Origin of the sequence: Ilumatobacter nonamiensis YM16-303, from assembly GCF_000350145.1 — a bacterium.
GTDB lineage: Bacteria > Actinomycetota > Acidimicrobiia > Acidimicrobiales > Ilumatobacteraceae > Ilumatobacter_A > Ilumatobacter_A nonamiensis.
In genome coordinates this window covers 1-4,546 of sequence record NZ_BAOL01000278.1, presented here as the reverse complement: position 1 = coordinate 4,546, position 4,546 = coordinate 1, and the positions used below count along the sequence as shown (strand labels likewise).

Annotated in this window: 4 protein-coding genes; 2 read left to right on the top strand and 2 right to left on the bottom strand. The window is 65.9% G+C overall.

From position 1 onward, the window contains the following. Window positions 1-31: 31 nt before the first annotated feature. Window positions 32-1,276 (bottom strand): L,D-transpeptidase family protein, encoded by a 1,245-nt coding sequence (locus ON45_RS22820; RefSeq protein ID WP_148288789.1) that lies wholly within the window; start codon window positions 1,274-1,276, stop codon window positions 32-34. Between the two features lie 100 nt (window positions 1,277-1,376). Here ON45_RS22820 and panB point away from each other — a divergent pair, with 100 nt between their 5' ends. Beyond that, window positions 1,377-2,225 (top strand): 3-methyl-2-oxobutanoate hydroxymethyltransferase, encoded by an 849-nt coding sequence (gene panB / locus ON45_RS19595; protein ID WP_040496298.1) that lies wholly within the window; start codon window positions 1,377-1,379, stop codon window positions 2,223-2,225. Here panB and ppa read toward each other — a convergent pair whose 3' ends face one another. Then, on the bottom strand, window positions 2,226-2,762 hold the full coding sequence (gene ppa / locus ON45_RS19590) for an inorganic diphosphatase (RefSeq protein WP_040496296.1): 537 nt from the start codon (window positions 2,760-2,762) through the stop codon (window positions 2,226-2,228). A gap of 101 nt (window positions 2,763-2,863) precedes the next feature. Here ppa and ON45_RS19585 point away from each other — a divergent pair, with 101 nt between their 5' ends. After that, on the top strand, window positions 2,864-4,513 hold the full coding sequence (locus tag ON45_RS19585) for an AMP-binding protein (protein WP_040496302.1): 1,650 nt from the start codon (window positions 2,864-2,866) through the stop codon (window positions 4,511-4,513). Window positions 4,514-4,546: the final 33 nt, after the last annotated feature.

Here is a 4,546-nt window from a genome sequence, read left to right as displayed (position 1 = left end):
ATGTCCGTTGGTGCCTGGCACCGACGGACAGTCAGTCGGGGTACTCGCCTTGGACGTTGACGGTGACGTTGATGCGGTCCTCGCTCCAGCTCGGTCCGTCGACGTCGGCGAGTCCGAGCCACGACACGAGTGCGTCCTGATCTTCAGGCCGGAGGCGTGCACATCCCTTGCTCTGGGGGCTCGTCGGGACGTTGTTCGCTCCGTGGATCGCCTGCCCGCCGTCGAAGTACAGCGGCTTGTACATGTTTCCGTTCAGGGGATTGTCGATCTCGACCGGGTACGTCGTGCTGTCGTGCCAGCCACCGTTGTCGAGTGCGGGGTCGTAGCGGAAGACTCGTGAGCGGTCCTGGTCGCGGGTCTCGAAGCCTTCCTCGCCCGTGGAGGTGGGGAAGACGAAGTCGAGCCGTTCGCCCCCGGTACCGGCGAACATGATCTGGCACGTCCGGTCGATGAGGATCCACCGGTTCGAGTTCAGCGCGGTGGTGAACGGCAGCTGCAGGCCGTCCGCCGCCATCAGCGTCTTCTCTTCGTCGCTGCCGGGAGCCATGTCGGTCAGAGTCACCGGAAGCCCGAGTCCGAGACGTGCCGCGCACAGCCGCTGCCGGGTCACCGGTCCGGAGATCCCGTCGACCAGCAGCTCGCGGATTCCGAGACCGGCGAACAGCTCGTTGAGCTTGGTCTGCTGGGCCTGGATCGACGACTGCTCCTCGGTGGCGACGACTGCGGCGTTGCGCTCGCGTTCGGAGCCGGTCACGTCGTCCAACCCGTTGTCGACGCAGATGTCGACCAGCTGGCCCGGGTAGATCGTCTCGCCCTCGATGTCGTTCTCCGCGCGCACGTTGGTGACGGTGATGGTCTCGTCGTCGTAGCTGTCGGTGATCGCGCCGAGCGAGTCGCCCGACGCCACCTCGTACACGCACTCGGGTGCGAACACGTCGAGTTCCGGAACCGTGGTGGTCGTGGTGGTCGTGGACGAGGTCGTGGTGGAGGTCGTCGCCGCCGTGCTCGTCGTCGGTGGAATCGTGGTGGTCGTCGTGCTCGTCGATGCATCGGTGGCGGGCGCGGGAGTCGTCGCGGGAGCGGTCGTGGCGTCGGACGTGGTGGCGGCAGCACTCGTGGGAGTGACATCGGTCGCAGCTTCTCGACCGTCGGATGCGGCCTCACCGGGAATCGGCACGAGAGCGTCGGGGGCGGAGTCGCCGTTGTTGCAGGCGCCGAGAATCAGGGCAGCGCCGGCGACGAGCGCGACGGAACGACGGGCAGTACGGGGGAACACGGTGCGCAACGTACCCAATGACGACGCCACTCCACCTTCAGCAAGGGACGAGTTTCGCGATTGGTGATTGCCCGACCCCGAGTTGGGTACGGTGGCCAGCATGAGTGATGAAGCCCGACCGTACGGTGGCGGCACGAGCGACCCGGCGCTCAAACGAGTCCGCACCAGGCATTTCCAACGTGCCAAGGAGCAGGGCATCAAGATCACCGGGCTCACCAGCTACGACTTCCTCTCCGCGTCGATCTTCGACGAGGCGGGTATCGACTTCCTCCTGGTCGGCGACTCCGCCGGAAACACCGTGTTCGGCTACGACACGACGATTCCGGTCACGGTCGACGAGTTGATCCCGCTCACCGCGGCGGTCGTACGCGGCGTGAGTCGTGCGCTCGTCGTTGCGGACATGCCGTTCGGGTCCTACGAGAACGGGCCGGACGAGGCGCTGCACACCGCCATTCGGTTCATGAAGGAGACCCGATCCCACGCCGTGAAGCTCGAAGGTGGAACTCGCAGCGCGAAGCAGATCAAGCGGGTCGTGCGGGCGGGGATTCCCGTCATGGCGCACATCGGGTTCACACCGCAGAGCGAGCACGGCCTCGGTGGTCACATCATCCAGGGTCGCGGCGATGATGCACAGCGGTTGCTCGAAGATGCCCACGCGGTCGAGGACGCCGGGGCATTCGCGGTGGTGCTCGAAATGGTGCCGTCAGCGATCGCCGCTCAGGTGACCGAAGAACTGTCGATTCCGACCATCTCGGTCGGAGCCGGTCCTCACTGCGACGGGCAACTGCTCGTGTGGTCGGACTGGGCGGGAATGTCGCGCGGACGGATTCCCCGGTTCGTCAAGCAGTATGCGCAGATCGGCGACACCCTGCTCGAAGCCGCCAAGACATTCCGCGACGACGTCGACAGCGGTGTGTATCCCGCCGCGGAACACGAATACAGCGAGTAGTCAGCTCGACGCGCCGGACACTCGCGCGATCGACTCCATGATCATCGAGCGCGCTTCCGCGGCGTCGCCCCAGTGATCGATCCGAGCCCACTTGTCGGGTTCGAGGTCCTTGTAGTGCTGGAAGAAGTGTTGAATCTGCTCCCGCGTGATCTCGGGGAGTTGTTGATACTCGTTCACGTTGTCGTAGCGGCGGCTCACCTTCGAGCACGGAACGGCGAGGATCTTCTCGTCGTTGCCGGCTTCGTCCTCCATCACGAGCACGCCGATGGGGCGACAGTTGATGACGGCCGCCGGCACGAGCACCCGCGTGTTGCACACGAGCACGTCGATGGGGTCGCCGTCCTCCGACAGCGTGTGCGGCACGAACCCGTAGTTCCCGGGGTACCGCATCGGGGTGTACAGGAAGCGATCGACGAACAGCGTTCCCGATGACTTGTCGAGCTCGTACTTGATCGGCTCGCCGCCGACCGGGACCTCGATGATGACGTTGATGTCTTCCGGCGGGTTGTTCCCGATGGCAATCTCTTCGATCCGCATCTGGGTCACCGTAGACGCTCCGGTCGGTCGGCTGCGCTTCGACGGTGAGGCGTACGACCGGCCAAGATCGGGTGCATCGTCGACAGGGGGATGAGAACGAGATGAGCGGAGAAGCGCAAGGACTCAGCGAGAGCTGGGCGACGTTGTGGGAGGCGCTCGCCGACGCCCAGCCGGATCACACGGCGGCCGTCGTCGGCTCGGACGTGCAGACGTGGCGCGAGCTCGACGAAGGCGCCGCGCGGATCGCGACGGCACTGAGTGATCGAGGCGCCGGAATCGGAACACGGATCGCGCAGTTGATGTTCAACTGCACGGAGTACCTCGAATCGTCGTACGCCGCGTTCAAACTGCGGGCCACGCCGGTCAACGTCAACTATCGCTACAAAGCGCCCGAGATCGCCTACATCTGTGCCAACGCCGGGGCCGAGGTGATCGTGTTCCACGGAAGCCTCGGTGAACGGGTCGTCGAGGCTCTCCCTGCGATGCCGACGGTGGCGACGCTCATCCAGGTCGACGACGGAAGTCCGCTCGTCGACGGTGCGGAGTGGTACCACGAGATTCGCGAGTCTTCTGCGCCGGCCGAGCGGATCGAGCGATCGGGTGAGGACACCCTGATGCTCTACACGGGCGGCACGACCGGGAATCCGAAAGGTGTCGTGTGGCGTCACGTCGACCTGTTCGGCGCCCTCGCGTACACCTCCTACACGACCGCGGGGGTGCAGGTGCCGACCACCCCGGCCGAGGTCGGTGCGGTCGCAGCGGAACTCCAGGCCGATGGTCGCAGTCCGGTGATGCTGTGCGCTCCTCCGCTGATGCACGGCACGGCGCTGTTCCTCGCGATCGGTGCGTTCGTGATGGGTGGATCGGTGGTGCTGCTCGGTGGGCGGTCGTTCGATGCCGACGAGTTGTGGGATCTGGTCGAGGCGCACGATGTGACGCAGTTGTCGTTGGTGGGCGATGCGTTCGCTCGTCCGTTGAATGCCGCTCTCGACGCGACGGAGCAGGCCGGTGGGTCGAGGGATCTGAGCTCGGTCCAACGCATCGTGTCGACCGGGGCCACGCTGTCGGCTGATCAGAAACGGGCGTTCCAGCGGCGGCTCCCGAACGCGCTGATCGTCGACATGATCGGAGCGTCCGAGGGCGGGCCGTTCGCCCTGTCGATGACGATGCCCGGTACCGAGCCACAGGAGACGGCGGTCTTCAGCGCTCCGCCGAACGTGGTGACGATCGACCCGGTGACCAACACGGTGATCCCGCGGGGGAGCGACACGCCGGGGATGCTCGGGTGTTCCGGGCCGATGCCCAGGGGCTACTGGCACGACGACGAGAAGACGGCCGACACGTTCCGCGTCGTCGATGGGGTTCGGTACACCGTGCCCGGCGACTTCGCCACCATCGCGGAGGACGCGACGGTGACCTTGCTCGGTCGCGGGTCGGTCTGCATCAACTCCGGTGGCGAGAAGATCTATCCCGAGGAGGTCGAGGTCGCCGCCCGCCGACATCCGTCGGTGATCGATGCGAACGTCGTCGGCACTCCGCACGAACGGTTCGGTGAAGTGGTGGTGCTGGTGTGCTCGGTGTCGGAGCCGACGGAGGCCGACGACGTGATCGCCACGGTGAAGGAGACGATTGCCGACTACAAGGCTCCGCGTCAGGTGGTGTTCGTCGACGAGGTGTACCGCGCGCCGAACGGCAAAGCCGACTACCGCTGGGCACGGGACACGGCCACCGCCGCGCTCACCGCCCGCTGAACTTCCGTTCTCGTGAACAGTTCGCGCACGGAG